This window comes from Actinomadura meridiana (genome assembly GCF_039537545.1).
Lineage (GTDB): Bacteria > Actinomycetota > Actinomycetes > Streptosporangiales > Streptosporangiaceae > Spirillospora > Spirillospora meridiana.
Genome location: NZ_BAABAS010000021.1, coordinates 327,060 through 342,529, shown reverse-complemented (window position 1 = coordinate 342,529; position 15,470 = coordinate 327,060). Strand labels below are relative to the sequence as shown.

General features: G+C 69.0%; 15 protein-coding genes and 1 pseudogene. 8 read left to right on the top strand and 8 right to left on the bottom strand.

What is annotated here, in order from left to right; translation table 11 throughout:
• The first annotated feature begins 11 nt into the window (after window positions 1–11).
• Together tgmB and tgmC are read left to right on the top strand one after the other, a co-directional pair.
• Entirely contained in the window at window positions 12–953 is a 942-nt protein-coding gene (tgmB, locus tag ABD808_RS31310; RefSeq protein ID WP_344904446.1) for an ATP-grasp ribosomal peptide maturase, read from the top strand.
• Window positions 950–2,137, top strand: coding sequence for an ATP-grasp peptide maturase system methyltransferase (tgmC, locus tag ABD808_RS31305; RefSeq protein ID WP_344904444.1), 1,188 nt, complete (start codon window positions 950–952; stop codon window positions 2,135–2,137). Before tgmB ends, tgmC begins: the two co-directional genes overlap by 4 nt.
• 270 nt (window positions 2,138–2,407) lie before the next feature.
• On the opposite strand, the gene ABD808_RS31300 is transcribed toward tgmC, so the two are convergent.
• Entirely contained in the window at window positions 2,408–3,127 is a 720-nt protein-coding gene (locus ABD808_RS31300; RefSeq protein WP_344904441.1) for an ATP-binding protein, read from the bottom strand.
• Window positions 3,128–3,312: 185 nt separating this feature from the next.
• On the opposite strand from ABD808_RS31300, the gene ABD808_RS31295 reads away from it, so the two are divergent.
• The 6 genes and pseudogenes from ABD808_RS31295 (at window position 3,313) to ABD808_RS31270 (ending at window position 8,249) form a co-directional block, all read left to right on the top strand.
• Window positions 3,313–4,128, top strand: a complete 816-nt coding sequence (locus ABD808_RS31295) for a helix-turn-helix domain-containing protein (RefSeq protein WP_344904438.1) — start codon at window positions 3,313–3,315, stop codon at window positions 4,126–4,128.
• Window positions 4,125–4,304: a DUF397 domain-containing protein gene (locus ABD808_RS31290; RefSeq protein WP_344904435.1), complete on the top strand. Its 180-nt coding sequence runs from the start codon at window positions 4,125–4,127 to the stop codon at window positions 4,302–4,304. Before ABD808_RS31295 ends, ABD808_RS31290 begins: the two co-directional genes overlap by 4 nt.
• A gap of 522 nt (window positions 4,305–4,826) precedes the next feature.
• Window positions 4,827–6,296 (top strand): annotated as a pseudogene (locus ABD808_RS31285) (SDR family oxidoreductase); the annotation flags it as partial.
• Between the two features lie 642 nt (window positions 6,297–6,938).
• Window positions 6,939–7,187, top strand: a complete 249-nt coding sequence (locus tag ABD808_RS31280; protein ID WP_344904432.1) for an MSMEG_6728 family protein — start codon at window positions 6,939–6,941, stop codon at window positions 7,185–7,187.
• The gene (locus ABD808_RS31275) at window positions 7,148–7,417 is read left to right on the top strand and encodes a hypothetical protein (RefSeq protein ID WP_344904429.1); all 270 of its coding nucleotides are present in this window, start codon (window positions 7,148–7,150) and stop codon (window positions 7,415–7,417) included. The genes ABD808_RS31280 and ABD808_RS31275 overlap by 40 nt, the downstream gene beginning before the upstream one ends.
• A gap of 187 nt (window positions 7,418–7,604) precedes the next feature.
• Window positions 7,605–8,249, top strand: coding sequence for a DUF305 domain-containing protein (locus ABD808_RS31270; protein WP_344904426.1), 645 nt, complete (start codon window positions 7,605–7,607; stop codon window positions 8,247–8,249).
• Between the two features lie 65 nt (window positions 8,250–8,314).
• On the opposite strand, the gene ABD808_RS31265 is transcribed toward ABD808_RS31270, so the two are convergent.
• From ABD808_RS31265 to dpgA, 7 genes are read right to left on the bottom strand one after another with little or no spacing between them, the layout of a single operon-like run.
• Window positions 8,315–9,457, bottom strand: a complete 1,143-nt coding sequence (locus ABD808_RS31265; protein WP_344904423.1) for a glycine amidinotransferase — start codon at window positions 9,455–9,457, stop codon at window positions 8,315–8,317.
• Window positions 9,457–9,675, bottom strand: a complete 219-nt coding sequence (locus ABD808_RS31260; protein ID WP_344904420.1) for a ferredoxin — start codon at window positions 9,673–9,675, stop codon at window positions 9,457–9,459. The genes ABD808_RS31265 and ABD808_RS31260 overlap by 1 nt, the downstream gene beginning before the upstream one ends.
• A gap of 5 nt (window positions 9,676–9,680) precedes the next feature.
• Window positions 9,681–10,880, bottom strand: coding sequence for a cytochrome P450 (locus tag ABD808_RS31255; RefSeq protein ID WP_344904417.1), 1,200 nt, complete (start codon window positions 10,878–10,880; stop codon window positions 9,681–9,683).
• Entirely contained in the window at window positions 10,877–12,295 is a 1,419-nt protein-coding gene (locus ABD808_RS31250) for an aminotransferase-like domain-containing protein (protein ID WP_344904414.1), read from the bottom strand. Before ABD808_RS31250 ends, ABD808_RS31255 begins: the two co-directional genes overlap by 4 nt.
• Before the next feature lies 1 nt (window position 12,296).
• The gene (gene dpgC / locus ABD808_RS31245) at window positions 12,297–13,655 is read right to left on the bottom strand and encodes a (3,5-dihydroxyphenyl)acetyl-CoA 1,2-dioxygenase DpgC (RefSeq protein WP_344904411.1); all 1,359 of its coding nucleotides are present in this window, start codon (window positions 13,653–13,655) and stop codon (window positions 12,297–12,299) included.
• Window positions 13,652–14,356: an enoyl-CoA-hydratase DpgB gene (dpgB, locus tag ABD808_RS31240; protein WP_344904408.1), complete on the bottom strand. Its 705-nt coding sequence runs from the start codon at window positions 14,354–14,356 to the stop codon at window positions 13,652–13,654. The genes dpgC and dpgB overlap by 4 nt, the downstream gene beginning before the upstream one ends.
• A 37-nt stretch (window positions 14,357–14,393) precedes the next feature.
• Window positions 14,394–15,461 (bottom strand): 3,5-dihydroxyphenylacetyl-CoA synthase DpgA, encoded by a 1,068-nt coding sequence (dpgA, locus tag ABD808_RS31235; RefSeq protein WP_344904405.1) that lies wholly within the window; start codon window positions 15,459–15,461, stop codon window positions 14,394–14,396.
• Window positions 15,462–15,470: the final 9 nt, after the last annotated feature.

Here is a 15,470-nt window from a genome sequence, read left to right as displayed (position 1 = left end):
GGTGCTGGGTGTTGACGGCACCGCAGGACCACGCCGCCGACCTGGTGGTCGCTGAGTTGGGGCGCCGCGACGTCCCTGTGGTGCGCATGGACGCCGCCGACTTCCCGGTCCGCATGCGCATGGCCACGACACTCGACGGGACCGGCTGGTCCGGGACGCTGTCCGACGCGCACCGCACCCTGGACCTGGACCGGGTGCGGGCCGTGTACAACCGGCGTCCTGGGCTGCACGTGCTGCCGTCCGGCATGTCGCCGCCGGTTGCCGAGTACGCGATGGCGCAGGCCCGCGACGGGTTCGGCGGGGTGTTGATGGCGTTGGACGGCTGGGTGAACCATCCGGCCCGCAACGCCGACGCCTCCGTCAAGCCCTGGGCGCTCGCGATCGCGGCCGAATGCGGGTTCGCCACCCCGGCGACACTCGTTACCAACGACCCCGCCGCCGTCCGCGCGTTCGCCGACCAGCACGGCCCGGTGGTGTGCAAACCGCTGCGCCGTCCCGCCATCGTGGAGGGCGGCGTCGTCAAGGCCGTCTACACGCGGTTGCTCACCGTCGAGGACCTGGCCGACCTGACCGGGATCGAGACCACTGCGCACCTGGTGCAGGCGTATGTCCCCAAGTCGTTCGAGCTGCGGGTGACGGTGGTCGACGACCAGGTCTTCACCGCGCGCGTCGATGCCGGATCGGACGCGGCCCGGATCGACTGGCGCGCCGACTACGATGCGCTGACCTGGCGGCCGTGCGACCTGCCCGGCGAGCTCACCGCCCCCGTCCACGCCTACATGAAGGCGACGGGCCTGGTGTACGGCGCGTTCGATTTCGCCGTCGATCAAGCCGGGACGCCCTGGTATCTGGAATGCAATCCCAACGGCCAGTTCGGATGGCTGATCGAGGCGGCGGGCCTACCGATCCACCACGCCCTGGCCGACGTACTACAGGCCGGGACGGCGCGGTGACCGGCCCTGGGACCACCGCTACCGAGGCCGCGGCCCACATGGCCTCCCTCGCCAACGACCTGGTCCTCCGAGGGCGGATCACCGACGAACGGTGGCGGGAGGTTTTCGCCAGCACTCCCCGGCACGTGTTCACCCCCGAGTTCTACCGTCGCACCGACGGCCCGGACGGCACCGTATGGCGCACGGTCACCGCCGCCGACACCGGCTGGCTCGACGCGGTCTACGCCGACGTCACCCATGTCACCGCCTTGGACCCGGCGACCGTGCGGCCGGCCCCGGGCGGCGGCGTTACCGGGGTGCCGACATCGTCGTCCACCCTGCCTTCGGTGATGGCCATCGTGCTGGGCCACCTGGGCTTGGACGACGGGGACACCGTGCTGGAGATCGGCACTGGCACCGGCTACACCACCGCGCTGCTGTGCGAACGGCTCGGAGACGCCCAGGTCACTAGCGTCGACATTGATCCCGGCCTGGTCGAGAACGCCCGCCGACGGCTCACCGACGCGGGATACGCCCCCGAGTTGGCCGCCACTGACGGAGTCACCGGTTATCCGGCCCGAGCCCCCTACAACCGGATCATGGCGACCTGCTCGGTCCCCGCGATCCCGGACGCGTGGATACGGCAGACCCGCCCCGGCGGGCTGATCCTGGCCGACGTGCGCGGCGGTGTCGGCGGCGCGCTCGCCGCACTCACCGTCACCGGCGACGGCGCCGCCGAGGGGCGGTTCCCCGCCGACGGCGCCTACTTCATGCCGCTGCGCCACGACACCGTCGGCTACCGCGACCGGCCCGCCCCGCCACCCGCCCCGTATGACGCGGACACCGTTGACGGCCGTACGTCGCTGGACCCGATGCTGCTGCACGACTTCGCGTTCGGGTTCGTCGCGCAACTCCACCTCCCCGGTGTGGACATCGGTCATGACACCGACGACGGAGCCCCCGCGACCATCCTGACCGGCACCGACGGCTCCACCGCACGCATCACCACCGATGGAGCCGAATGGCGGGTGCACCAACACGGATCACGCCACCTGTGGTCGACGGTCGAGACCGCCCACGCCTGGTGGACCGGCGCCGGGCGCCCCGACTGGTCACGGTTCGGCATGACCGTCACCCCCACCCAGCAGACGATCTGGCTCGACACACCCGCAGGCCCCGCTTGGCCCCTGCCACCCACCCCATGATCAAGACCTCGCGACCGCGGCGTCCCGCCGACCGTCAGATTCCGAGCTCGCGGGCCGATGTTCGCGATCGTCGCCTTGCGCCGCTCGGGAACGAGCCGGAAGTAGACCCTCCCGGCAATGGTGAGAAGCGGCCATGCCAGTCGAAGAGCCTCACAATCCCGTCGAAGTCGTCGGATTCGCAGAGGCGCTCGCGATTCGCAGACTGGGGTGCCACGCAAAACCGCCGGGCAGGCTCGGGCGACCGGGCTGGATCCCACAGTCCGATAGTTCTCACCGCTGGTGCGGCTCGGCGTTCGCGTCGTTGTCGTACCAGCAGACGACGTCTTCCGCCGTGTCGTAGAGGTCGGTGATGGGGCGGCGGACGCGGGCGGTGGCCGTGCCGTAGGAGAGGTGGCCCGGCTCGATCCACACGTTGAGTTCCCGTCCGGCCCCGGCCCGGACGCTCACCACCGCCACGCGCCTGCCGTAGCCTTCGACCACGGTGAGCCCACGGGACCTGATCGTGGACGCGAGGTGACCGGCGGTCGCCACCGGTGGAGCGGTGACGCACCCGCGCGGCCACGGGCGCGGCAGCGTGAAGGCGCACCACACCGCCTTTCCCCGAACGCCGTTCCCCGCCCAGGAGCGAGAGGGGTGCGCGCCCCAGGAGTCGGCGAGCATGCCGACGATGGCCAGTCCCTTGCCGTGCTCGTCCAGCAGATCATTGGAAGCGGCGTTCGGCCGGGACCAGCGGCAGGCGTCGAACACCGACACCACCAGTTGCGGCCTCGGCGTCGCCCGCGCCCACAGCCACAACTCGGGCGGGACGAGCGCGGCGCCTTCCTGGATGCGCAGCCCGTGGTTCAGGGCGTTGGTGGTGAGCTCACTGGCCGCCAGGACCGCGTCCTCGACGATGGCGCGTTCCAGACCGAGCGTCGCCACCGCCCCTCGGACCAGAGAACGCGCGATGGACGCGCACCTCTCGTCCGGAGGGAGACGCCACGCGCCCATGCCGCCTTTCGAGATATCGCGCGAAAAAGCACCGCCAATATGTCCAGACTGCACCATGTGTGCCATTTTGGAACTCACCTCACAAGTCAGAACTCCCTTTCTTCGCAACACACAGTGCGCGGCGATCCCTACGCTTGTCCGAGTTGCTTGCAACACCCGCAACTGCGAGAAAACGGAGGCCAGGTATGTCGCACCGCCCTTCGCCTGACCCGAAGTCCTCCCTGTGGGACCTCATCGCCTTCTACCTGCGGTTCTGTCGGCTCCAGCGGAAGCTCACCGGTGACCTGCTGGGCGAGATCTTGAGCTGCTCGAAGTCCACAGTTTCTCGACTGGAGACCGGCGCGCTGAAACTGGACGAGACCCAGGCCGCGGCACTCGACCGGGCGTGGAATACCGGAGGGCTCTTCAGTTTCCTCGTCTGGTACGCCGCATTGGGGCATGATCCAAACTGGTTCAAGCAGTACGTCGATCTTGAAAGGCGGTCCTCCGTCATCAAGGACTGGCAGGTAGACCTTGTCCCAGGTCTCCTCCAGACCCCGGACTACGCTCGGGCTGGCCTGGCCACCGGCAACGTGAGCGACGTGGAAGCCAAGCTCGAAGAGCGCATCGCTCGGCAGGCGATCCTGGACCAGGAAGCTCCACCGACTTTGTGGTTTCTACTGTCGCAGACCCTCTTGGAGCTACCGTGCGGCGGTGTCAAAGTCATGAAGGCGCAACTCGCCCACATCCTTGAGGCATCAGATCGCCCCAACGTCGGTGTACGCATAGTCCCCAAGTCCGTCGGACACCACCCCGGCCTAGACGGGGCCTTCATGCTGATGACACTCGCCGAGCCGCACAGGGAGGTCGCCTACGTCGAGGCACCGGGCGGCGGAAGGCTCGTGGCATCCAGCGCCGAAGTAGCCGGGTATGCACTACGGTATGACCGAATCGGTCATCATGCCCTACCCGAAGGGCTATCCCGAGATCTGATCAAGCAGATCATGGAGGGAATGGAATGAGTCCCGTGTGGCGGAAGAGCCGCAAGAGCACCAATCAGGGCGGTGCATGCGTTGAGGTAGCCGCCATTTCTGACTCAATCGGAGTGCGAGACAGCAAGAACCCCGGCAACGGACACCTCACCCTCACAGCCGAGCAGTTCGCCGCCCTCCTCCAGCGAGTCAAGGACGGCATCTAGCCGATCGGCAGCACTCTTATTGGGCACGGTCACCCCGCTCGCACGGGTCGCGCGTACGCGCCAAGGATCATGACGGCCCTGCCCTCGGGGTCGCCGTCGTGATCGCGTCGCGGATCGGCAAAGCCGGGCGAATGGGGGGCGCCTCGGACACCCCCTGACCGGGCGCGCCGCCCCACACCGCGGGAACCCCACACTGGTCACGGCGATGACCGAACGCGGCATACGCGTCGAAGAAGAACAGGTGCTGCCCGACCTCCTCAAGGGTTTGTGATCGGGCACCACGAGACCGAGTCTGCGGCCCGCTGAACCGCATGGCGATGTCCGAGGAGTCCAGCGAGATCGGCGAGCTCTCGTTCGAGTTCGCGTTGATGGCCGCGCAGTTCTGCCAGCCCGGCTCTCATAGGGGCTTGTTCTGGTGGGTGTCGGGTACGGGGCGAGGGAGCGGGGGGCGACCAACATGCTTCATCGGGGGATCGGCAAGGCGTTCCGGCTGGTGTGCGGTGACTCACCGGCGAGCCCATGATGGGCGGCCAGCGGGACGGCGACGCGCGGGTGTTCTTGGTTACGGGGGCCAGTGGGTATATCGGGGGGCGGCTGGTGCCCGAGTTGTTGCGTGCTGGGCATCGGGTTCGGTGCATGGTGCGGTCGGCGCGGCGGGTGCGCGATCATCCGTGGGCGGGGCGGGTGGAGGTCGTTGAGGCCGATGCGACGGATCGGGAGTCGACTCGCCGGGCTCTGGACGGGGTGGATGTCGCTTACTACCTGATTCATGCGATCGGTGGCGGGGCTGGGTTCGCCGAGACAGATCGCGTGGCCGCGCGCAACTTTGCTGCGGCTGCTTGCGAGGGTGGTGTGCGGCGGCTCGTTTATCTGGGTGGGATGGATCCGGAGGAGGAGTTGTCGCCGCACTTGTCGTCCCGTGCCGAGGTCGGGCGGATTCTGCTGGACGCGGGCGTGCCCGCGGTGTGGTTGCGGGCGGCGGTGATCACCGGGTCGGGTTCGGCGTCGTTCGAGATGCTGCGTTACCTGACGGAGCGGCTGCCGGTGATGGTCACGCCGCGTTGGGTGCGCTCGCGGATCCAGCCGATCGCGATTCGGGACGTCCTGCACTATCTGGTCGCGGTCGCTGATCTGCCTGAAGACGTCAGCCGGGGGTTTGATATCGGCGGGCCGGACGTGCTGACCTATGCCGACATGATGCGTCGCTATGCCGTCGTGGCGGGGTTGAGGCGGCGGATCATTGTTCCGGTTCCGGCGCTGAGTCCGGGGTTGTCGAGTTTGTGGGTCGGGGCCGTCACGCCGGTGCCGGGGAGCATCGCGCGTCCGCTGGTGGAGTCGTTGCGCAACGAGGTCGTCTGCCGGGAGCACGATGTTGGGCGGTATGTGCCACCGCCGCCCGGTGGGCCGACTGGCTTCGAGCGTGCGGTTGAGCTGGCGCTGCGTCGCGTCCGCGATGCCGATGTGGCGACGCGTTGGTCGTCGGCGAGCGTTCCGGGGGCGCCCAGCGATCCGTTGCCGACCGACCCGGACTGGGCGGGCGGCAGCCTGTACACCGACGAGCGGAGCCGGGCGGTGGACGCCCCCGCCGAACGTCTCTGGACGGTGATCGAAGGCATCGGCGGTGATCACGGCTGGTACTCCTTCCCGCTCGCCTGGCGGGTACGCGGTGTCGTGGACCGGCTGGTGGGCGGGGTGGGCCTGCGGCGGGGCCGCCGGGATCCGCGGCGGCTGCGGATCGGCGAGACCGTCGACTTCTGGCGTGTGGAGGAGATCGACCCCGGGCGGCTGCTACGGCTGCGCGCGGAGATGCGGCTGCCCGGTCTCGCCTGGCTGGAGCTGCGCGTGTCGGAGCGGGACGGCCGTACTGAGTATGTTCAGCGGGCGCTGTTTCATCCGCTTGGGCTGGCGGGACACGCCTACTGGTGGGCGTTCAGACCCTTCCACGATGTCGTGTTCGGGGGGATGTGCCGGGGCATCGCCGAGGCCGCGCAAGGGGGACGGATCTCAGCGGGCGGCCGGGCCGGGGCTGTTTACGCTGCCTGGGACGGGTACCGGCGGTGGATGGACGTGTCGCGCTCACGACGGCTTCTGGGCATCTACCTCAACGATCATCTCGCGGCGGCCGCGGGCGGTGTCGCCCTGGCCCGCAGGCTCGCGCGGGCTCATCGCGGCTCGGACGAGGTCGCGCGGCTGGCCGACGACGTCGCCGCCGACCGCGGCGCCCTCCTGGACATCCTCATGTCGCTCGGGCTGCCGGTTCGCCGGTACAAGAGCCTGGCGGTGGCGGCGGCCGAGAAGGCGGGACGCGCCAAGCTCAACGGTGGGCTGATACGGCACTCGCCGCTGAGCGACATCGTGGAGCTGGAGGCCATGACCATCGCGGTCGAGGGGAAGCGCACCGGTTGGCGGACCCTCCTCACCGTCGCCGACCAGGAACCCGGGCTCGACATCGAGCGGCTGCGACTGCTCCAGGCTCGCGCGGACGATCAGCTCGCCCTCCTGGAACGGCTTCGGGCCGACGCGATCCGCGACACCTTCCGCGAACCGAGCGCCGCCGATCCCGCCGAAACGTCGCTGACACGGTAGGTCGACCGGCGCGGGACGGCGGCGGCCGGGACGATCGGGGGACGAGCCGTGCAGACGTTTCTTCCGCACGCGGACTTCGTCGCCACGGCCCGCGTTCTCGACCAGCGCAGGCTCGGCAAGCAGCGTGTCGAGGCGGTGCAGATACTGCGCGGTCTGACCGTCCCGGGCTACGGCTGGCGGAACCACCCGGCCGTGCGGATGTGGACGGGGTACGAGGAGGCGCTGGTCCGCTACGGGTTGGAAATCTGCCGCCAGTGGTGCGGCCTCGGGCATCGCACACGTGCGCCGCGACGCTGACCACCGAGTTGGCCCGGGCGTCGGGCATCGAACGGCCACGAAAGCAGGAGCGGTTGGCGGACGCCGGTGAGCTGCCGCCCTGGCTGGGTGATCCGGCGCTGCACCGCAGTCACCGTTCCGCGCTCGTCCGGAAGGACCCCGATTTCTACGGGCCGCGTTTCCCCGGCGTCCCCGCCGACCTGCCCTATGTCTGGCCCAAGTCGGATCGCGAACGCATGACCGATCCCTGATCGCGGGTTCGTCCGCCCGGTGATGCTCTCGACGCCGTCGCCATCATCGGGAAGGATCTCCTCAGCCTCGGCCATCACGCGGTCGCGGCGCCGTAACCGCTCGGGGAACACAGGAAGGAATGTCCGTGCGAAGAACCATCACGTACCCCCTCGCCAGCCGCGGCGACATCCGCTTCGAGAACTCCGCATGAACCCGAAGCTCCCGCGACCCCGCCAAACCGCCAAGCTCCCCCGCCGCCCCGCAGTGCGCTCGCCGCACCGTGTGCTCGCTGGAGTTCTCTTCGCCTTTGTCATGGTGCTCACGGCGTGCGGCACTTCAAAGGCGAGTGATCCGGCAGAGGCCAAGCCGAAACAGAACGCGACGGCCGATCACAATGGCGACGACGTCATGTATCTGCAAATGATGATCGCGCATCGTCAGCAGGCGCTCGACATGGCCCGGCTGGTGCCCGGCCGCTCCCAGCGCGCCGAGGTCCAGAAGCTGGGCGCGTCCGTCGAGAAGGACAGCACCGGTGAGATGCGGCAGATGACCTCATGGCTCACCGCGTGGTCGGAGCCGACCACGTTGCAGGGACCGGCGAACTCCCACGCCGCCCATGGTGGCCTTCCGGCCGTCGGCCCGGTGGAGATGGAGTCGCTGAAACAGGCCAAGGGCCCCGGGTTCGACAGCACGTTCCTCAACCTGCTCCTCGGCCATCAACACAACGCGGTGGAGATGTCGAAGGTGGAGATGGCGAAGGGCGCCAACCCCGCCACCAAAACCTACGCCAATGGCGTCATGCAAAGCACCAGCAATATGGTCAGGCAATTGCTCGGCCTGCTCAACAGCTGACACTCGCCAGGCACGGGCCCGGCCTCGATTCGATGTCGAGGCCGGGCCTCCGCGCGTCGGATTGGTCAGTCGAAGTAGTCTTCGGCGCCGCCGGTGCGGACGGTGTCAAGGGTGAAGCAGTGGAAGCCGCCGCCGAACAGGCGGCGGTGGCGGTGACGGGCGGGGACGACCGTGAAGCCGTGCGCCTCCAGGGTGCTGATCAGCGTCTTGCAGGCGTCGTTGACCAGGACGGTTTCCTCGTCGATCGACAGGACGTTCAGGTCGACATAGGGGCTGGCCGGGATGGGGTCGTCGTTCTCGTACTGCGGATAGTCGTCGATCTCGGGAGTGGGTGCGACGACCGTTTTCCACGTGCGCAGTTTTTCGGGTAGGTAGTCCAGGACACGCTCGGAGCGGACGAGGAGCGTTCCCGGACGGAGCGGGATCACCACGCTGTCGATGTGGCTCTGGGTCAGCCGGTGCATGCGGTGGACGCGGAACCGGCCCTCCAGGTGGCGTTCCAGCCAGTCGCAGCCCAGCGCGTGGTTGGTGTTGGAGATGTTGACGATCAGGTCGCGGCCGAGGCGGAGACAGTTCGCGCCGTCGATCATGATCTCCATGCCGACGTCGCAGGGGGACGGCCGGGGCTCCTCGGGCACCTCGATGTTGGGAGCGGCGTTCTCCACGTTCGCGGGGTCGAAGGAATGGTCGGTCATCATCGGCCGCGGCATGGTCGTCCAGCGCGCGCCCTGCTGGAAGTACTGCATGAAGACGGGTTTGAGGAACTGGGTCTCGAAATAGCGGGCGCGCAGCGTCGGGGGCGTCTCGACGATCTCGTCGCCGAGGACGAGGGTGTTGTCACGCACGTTCAGCGGCGGGGTGACCGGCGCGGACCACGCCGGAGTGACCATGTCTTCAAGGGCCGTCGGCATCGGACGATGCACCGTCACCGAAAGGGACTGCAACAGGGTCGCGATCCCCTCGATGTCCTCGATGAGTTCTTCGACGAACCGTTCTTTCATTGCCAACAGGTGCGGTTCGTTCCGGTTGCGGCGGGCCTCGCCGGGACGCCAGTCGGTGATGCTCGGGTAGTAGCCCCGCGCGCCCGAGAGGTTGTCGCTGATGAACATGTCGAACGACAGATCGCGGATGCGATCGGCGTAGCCCGTCGCGGAGCCGAGGATGACCTCCTTGAGCGGAGTGAAGTCGTCGTAGCTGTTCAGGAGCATCAGGGGCCTTCCTGTCGAGGCTCGGCCTCCGTCACGGTGATGGCTTGCATCGGGCACCGGTAGGCGGCTTCGCGCACGTCGTCGTGCAGTTCCCGGTCGGGGCTGTCGTTGATCAGCAGGACTTTGCCTTCGGTGTCGTCCTGGTCGAATATCTCGGGCAGTGCCAGCGCGCACTGGCCGGACCCGATACAGCTGTCGGTGTCGGTGGTGATGTGCATCGGCGTTACCAGGTGACGGGCAGGCTGTGGGCTCCGTAGACGCTCATGTCCGTGGAGAGCGGCACGTCCTCGGGGGGAATGGCGAGGGCCAGGTTCGGGAAGCGTGCGAACAGGGCGGGCAGGGCGGAGCGCATCTCCATTCGCACGAGATTCTGGCCGAGGCATTGGTGGATGCCGTAGCCGAAAGCGAGGTGGCCGGTGGTCCGCCGCTCGACGTCGAACGTGTCGGGCGAGTCCTTGAACCATCGCGGGTCGCGGTTCGCCGCAGGCAGCGACACGGTGATGGATTCCCCGGCCTTGAGCTGCTGTCCGGCGAATTCCAGGTCTTCCAGTGGGGTGCGTGGAACGCCGAAGTGGAAAACGGTCAGATACCGCAGCAGTTCTTCGACGGTGTTGTCCACCAGCGAGGGATCGTTCATCATCCTGGCCAGCTGGTCGGGATGGGAGAGGAGGGCGAACGTGCTCAGCGCCAGCGAACTGGAGGTCGACTCGTGTCCGGCGGTCAGCAGCAGCACGCCGACGCCCGCGATCTCCTCGGCGTCGAGCGTTCCGTCCTCGGCGAGCATGCTCAGCAGGCCCTCGGGACGGCCGGCCGTCCGCCCCTTGGCCAGCTCGCGGAGGAACGTGTAGAGCCGGTCCATCGCGGCGGACGCCTCTTCGGCCGTGACCTTCAGGCTGAACAGCTGCTCGCTGTTGCCCTGGAACTCCTCCCGATCGCCGTACGGGACGCCGAGCAGCTCACAGATCATCCGAGACGGCACGGGCAGCGCGTAGGACTCCACCAGGTCGACCGGAGGCCCCTGGCGTTCCATGTCCGTGAGCAGTTCGTCGACGATGCGGTCGATCACCGGCCGCATCTCTCTCATCCGGCGGGCGGTGAACTTCCCGGCAAGCCGCTGCCGCAGCCGGGTGTGCTCCGGCGCGTCCATGTCGACCAGCCATCCGGGCAACGCGGGCGCGCCATAGAACGGTTCCGCGCCGGGCCTGGCGACCGGTGCCCGTTTGAATTCCGAACGGGCGCTGAAACGCGGATCCGACAGCATGCTCCGGGCAAGGCTGTGGCTGGTGACCAGCCAGCCGATGTGGCCGTCCGGGTAGCGCATCCGGCGGATGGGGGCCTGCTCGCGGTCCTCACCCAGTTCCGGTGGCGGATCGAATGGTGCGGGACGAACCGTCGGATGCGGCGGAACGTTTCGCGGGTTCATACCCCGATCTCCTCTCGGATGAAATCGGCAAGTCGCCGCACTCCCGTCTCGATCTGCTCGGGATCGAGGTAACTGCATGAAAGCCGCAGCTGGTGGTCGCCGCCGCCGTCCAGGTAGAACGGCGCCATGGGCGTCCAGAGGACCCCGTACTTGGCCGCGGAGACCTCCAGCAGGTCAAGGTCAACCGGAACCGGAAGCCTTACTCGGACGAAGAAGCCGCCTTCCGGCCTGTTCCACGTGACCCCGGCCGGGGGTGGCTCGCCCAGGTGCCGGTCCAGCGCGGCCAACAGGCAGGCCAGGTTGCGCCGGTAGATCGCGGCCCTGCGGTGGCTCGGCTCCGCGAGGGAACCGCCGTGCTCCAGCAGGAACCCGGCCACGGCCGCCTGGCTGAGCGGTGCGGTGTTCACCGTGATCATGCTCTTGAGCGCGGCGAGTTCCGTGGCGAGCAGCCGTTCGCCGCCGTGACCCGCGTCCAAACCCCCTGGTCGCGCGTCCAAGCCCCCTGGTCGCGCGTCCAAGCCCGTCGGCCCCGCGTCCAAGCCCGTCCGCCCCGAGCGCTTCGGCGCCGGGTCCGAGTGGCTCGGGTTCTCGGCGGTGATGGGCTGGTCGGCGACGATGTAGCCGACGCGGGCGGCTGGGAAGCAGGTTTTGGCGAATGTGCCGATGTGGAGCACGCGACCGTCGATGTCCAAGGCCTTCAGGGACGGCAGCTCGTCCGTCGGCGCGGCGGTGAAGCCGTAGGTGTTGTCCTCGATCAGCAGGAGTTCTTCCTGTTGGGCGAGTCGGAGCAGGTCGCGGCGGTGGTCGAGCGACATGCGGCCGCCGCCGGGGTTGGCGAAGTCCGGCGCCAGGTGGCAGGCGCGGACGCGGTGGCCGTCGCGGCGGGCCGTCCGGCACGCCTCGGTGAGGGCTTCGAGGTCGATGCCGTGCTCGGTCTCGCGGACGGGGACGACTCCGACGTCCAGCAGCCGTGCCGCCCCCACGATCCCGACGAAGCACGGGCTGGCCACGGCGAGCAGGTCGCGCGACGACCCGAAGAGCGCGCGCAGCGCCAGGAGCATGGCCTCCTGCGCGCCCACGGTGATCACGATCGCGGCGGGGGGCACGTCGATCCCCTGGTCCCGCCGCAAAGCCTCGGCGACGATGCCGTTGATGAGCCCGCGGGCAGGCCCGTATTCGTAGAGAAGGCGGCGGGCGCGCTCGGGGTCGTGCCCTTCCACGCGCACCAGATGATCGAGGAATCGCTCGACGTACCGGTGGACGTCGAGTTCGTCGTGGAAGTCCGGGTGCGGGGCGCCCGGGGCGAAGGAGATCGCGTCCGGGTAGCGGCCCATCACCTCGTTGAGGAAGCCGATCGACCCGAGTACCGGGTCCCTCAGCGAGTCGTGCAGCGCGGCGGGATCCAGGGCCACCATGTCAGGTCCCCTTTCCAGCTTGCCGCCTGGATTCCGAGGCCTGCCACCGGCGTTCCACCTTGGCGAGGACGTCCTCGCTGTAGGCGCGCTCGACCTGGACGACCGCGAACTCGGCCAGGTACTCGCGGAACACGTCCACCGGCTCCTCGCCGTGGGCGAGCATGCGCCGGTTGGCGGCCACAGCGGGGACGGACAGCTCGCGGACGGCGCGGTCGATCGCCTCGTCCATCCGCTCGGGGGGCACGACCTCGTCGCACATCAGGGCCGCCTCGGGGTCGGTCGCCATGATCCGGCGGCCGCCGAGGATCACGTCGCGGGCGACCCGCGCTCCGGTGCGCCGGGGAAGCCGCAGGTTGCCCAGCCCCGGAACGATCCCTTCGTCGGCGGCGGGAAGGCTGAAATACGCCCCCGTCTCGGCGATCACACGATCGAGGACCAGCAGCAGTTGCATACCGCCGCCGATGGCGAACGACTCGACGGCGCCGATCCAGGGTTTCTGGACGGTGCGCGTGCAGTTCGTCGTCCCGGCTGGGTCGACGAGCACGCCGCGAAGCATCTTGTTGATGTAGCCGAGCTCCCGGCCGAGCAGAAACTCGACGAGTGGGATGCGGCCGTCCCGCAGGTCCTTGAGGTTGATGCCCGCGCTGAACACGCGTCGGCCACGGTAGCGCGGGTGGTCCATCTCGCCCCCGCGCAGGACGCCGACCCGGACCTGGTCGTCCAGCAGGACCAGGTCGATCGCCGTCTCCATGTCGGCGATCAGCCGCTCGCTCTCGGCATTGAGGCAGTGCCCGTTGTGGAAGGTCACGTGCGCGGCGGGCCCACGGCGCTCGACCAGGACGGAGCCCAGGTCAGCGCGGCCCGTCTCGCCGAACTCGTCGAGCAGGGCGAGCGAACGTGCCACGGGACGCAGCATCGCGTCGATGAGATGGCGTCCGGCGGTCGGGGAACCGAGCAGGGCGCCGCAGAGGATGCCCTGGTCGATCTCGCGTCCCTCCTTGTGCGCCTGGATGCACGCCCGTTCGGCTTTCATCTGCGCGCCGGTCGGGACAAGCCCCGGGAACCGTTCGGACGCCTTGTCCACAAGTTCCGGTAGCCGCACGTAGCGGGTACGTCCGTCGGTAATGGCGTCGTACACGGCGTCGGCGTGCAGGCCGAGGAAGGCGCGGCGTGACGCCCGGACCTCGGCGAGGATCTCCGAGGCGAGGCGCCGTTCGGCCACGCTGCGGTCCGGAACGGGCGGTAACTCGGCCAGCGCCTCGTCGGCCGCGCCCGCCTCCAGCGCGAGCGCCGCCGCGTCCGGCCCCAGCTCCCCCGAGAAGATGGCGGGCGCCGCGCTCGTGGTCATGGCGCCGCTCATGAGGCGTTCTCCGCCGCCGGCCTCAGCGCCTCGTCCCGCAGCCGCCGCAGTTCCCGGTCGCAGGCCGCGAGATGCACGCCCAGGGCGGCCTCGTACTCCGCCGATCCCGCCTCCAGCAGCAGTTGCCGCCGGATCGAGAACTCCCGGTCGGAGATGCGGCCCGCGAGCACCGACGCCTCACGCACACCCTCCACGGCGTCCTTGCTGACCTGGTCGATCAGGCCGAGGTCCGTCGCCCGGTCCAGGGGGATGTCGGTCCCCCACAGCACGATCTGCCGGGCCCGCGCCAGGCCGAGCTGCTGGACCAGCCGGTAGGCGGCCATCCCGGGCCAGAAGTGACCGTCGTTGACCGGCAGCATCAGGACGAGGTCCGGCGTGCCGATCCGCCAGTCCGCGGCGAGCAGGACGTCCAGGGCAGGGCCGCCGCAGGTGCCACGCGCGACCGCGATGGTGACCGCCGACAGCCGTTCGAAGCGGCGGACGGCGCGCTCCCAGCGGTTCACCTCCTGGATGCTGTCGGCGTCCGGCCACTCCCGGCGCGGGACGTGCGCGAGTTGTAGGACGACCACCGATCTCTCCTGGCGTTCCTCCACCTCGTCGCAGACCGCGTTGATCGTGGCGGTCAGCTCCCAGAGGGGCGGCGACCCGTCGATCACCGCGACCGGGCCGAGGTCATCGGATAACTGAGGCGTGTTCACCATGTTCACCGTGCTTCCTTCCGTCACCGGCTTCCTTCCGTCACCAGCCCACGAGGGCCATCTCGATCGTCGATCCCGGACCCATGGTCATGAACACGCCGAGATCATCGGGTTGCGTGCACGCTTCGGCGCGCAGCCGCTCGTACGAGAAAAGGAAAGACCCGCTGGACACGTTTCCGTGGTCGCGGAGGACGCGGGTCGTGTGCCGCAGGTCGTGGCGCGTCAGGCCAAGGTTGACGCGGACCGAGTCGATGACCTTCTTCCCCCCGGAGTGCACGATCCAGTGGGAAATGTCGGAGCGCTGGACGCCCGTCCCCCGCAGCAGCCGGTCAAGAGAGATCTCGGCGTTCGCCCCCACCACGTAGGGGACCTCGGGGTCGAGATAGAAGCTGAACTTCCCGTGGTCGTCGTCCCAGTCGTAGCGCATCGCTCCGACCGCCTCCGGAATGATGCGACTGCTGAAACGGAGCAGGGCCGGGCCCGCGGACGGCGCGGCGTCGGCCGCCAGGACCGCGATGGCGGCGGCGCCGTCCCCGAAGAGGCTGTTGACCACGGACGATCGCATCGTTCCATCGAAGACGTACGCCGCCGAGCAGGCCTCGACGCACACCATGATCGCCAGTTCGCCGGGGTGGGCGGCGGCCCATCCGGCGACCGCGGTCAGGCCGTTGAGCCCGGCGTTGCAGCCCATGCCGACGACGTCGAGCCGCGAGCAGTGCCGGTCGATTCCCAGCTCCTTGATGAGCAGCGCGGAAAAGCCCGGGGTGAGAAAGCCGGTCGAGGTGACGCAGCATAAGTACCGGACGTCGGCGAGGGTGGCGTTCGCGTCCCGGAGGCATGCCTCGACGGCCTCCCGTCCCATGGCGAGTCCGTTCGCGGTGTGCTTGCGCAGGAGTTCACCCTGGGTCTCCATGCGTCGCTCGCCGTTGGCGTCGACCGGCGGCAGGCTGAGGCCGCGCCGGTCGATGGCGCTGTTCAGGAAGACCGACCGCACGCGCGGATCGGTGATGTCGAACTCGTCCAGAATCTCCTGCTGCGTGTAGGTCGTGGGCGGGACGGCGGTTCCCACCCCGGTCATTCGCGGGCTCGGGTTGTTGTTCGACACCATCCGATCGGC